This window comes from Ameyamaea chiangmaiensis, from assembly GCF_013376175.1.
GTDB classification, from domain to species: domain Bacteria; phylum Pseudomonadota; class Alphaproteobacteria; order Acetobacterales; family Acetobacteraceae; genus Ameyamaea; species Ameyamaea chiangmaiensis.
In genome coordinates this window covers 1-946 of record NZ_JABXXR010000333.1, presented here as the reverse complement: position 1 = coordinate 946, position 946 = coordinate 1, and the positions used below count along the sequence as shown (strand labels likewise).

General features: G+C 67.8%; 2 protein-coding genes. Both read left to right on the top strand.

The genetic code is table 11. The annotated features are described in order from the left end of the window. The coding region (locus HUK82_RS16885; RefSeq protein ID WP_305144423.1) for a PhoU domain-containing protein at nt 1-154 on the top strand (154 nt) is incomplete at its 5' end. Beyond that, nucleotides 151-861, top strand: coding sequence for a phosphate regulon transcriptional regulator PhoB (gene phoB / locus HUK82_RS16880; RefSeq protein WP_256127072.1), 711 nt, complete (start codon nt 151-153; stop codon nt 859-861). The genes HUK82_RS16885 and phoB, both read left to right, overlap by 4 nt. Nucleotides 862-946: the final 85 nt, after the last annotated feature.

Below are 946 nucleotides of genomic sequence, written 5' to 3'. Positions count from 1 at the left end.
TCTGCTGTTCATCGCCAAGAACCTCGAACGCATCGGCGATCACACCACCAACATTGCCGAACGTGTCTTCTACGCCGCCACGGGAAACATGCTGCCCACCATGCGGCCGCGCGCGATCCAGTCAACGCGCGAGCACGGCCGCGCATCGTCATGATGCCGATCGACGTCCCCACCGCCCGGGGCACGATCCTGCTGGTCGAAGACGACGCGGCCCTGCTGCTGATGGTGCGCTACAACCTTGAAAAGGCCGGGTATGAGGTCGACGTCGCCGCCGACGCGCGCGAGGCGTTTTCGTGCCTGTCCGTCCGCCGTCCCGACCTGATCCTGCTCGACTGGATGCTGCCGGACATGAATGGGGTGGAGATCTGCCGCCGCATCCGTCTGAAGCCCGACACCGCGCAGGTGCCGATCATCATGCTCACCGCGCGCACGGACGAACAGGACACGATCCGTGGCCTGGACTCCGGCGCGGACGACTACATCACCAAGCCGTGCTCGATGCAGGCGCTGGACGCGCGCATCCGCGCCCTGTTGCGCCGGGCGGGTACCACGCCCGAAATCCTGACCTTCGAGGACGTGACGCTCGACACCGAAAAGCATCGCGTCGAGCGTAACGGACGCCTCGTGGCCCTCGGGCCGACCGAATACCGGTTCCTGGATTTCTTCCTGCGCAACCCGCGCCGGGTGTTCTCGCGCGAGGATCTGTTGCGCCGGATCTGGGGCGAGCGCGTGCATGTGGAGCCGCGCACGGTCGACGTCCATATCCGCCGCCTGCGTCAGGCCCTGAACGCCGAGGGGGACGTCGACCTGATCCGCACGGTGCGCGCCGCAGGCTACGCCTTCGACACCGAGGCCCACTGAGCGCCCGGCGGTGAGCGCGCTCCACCCGGCCATCGAGATCGCAGCACTCGTCGCCGGAGCCGGGTTCGGGGCCACCGTCGGAAGG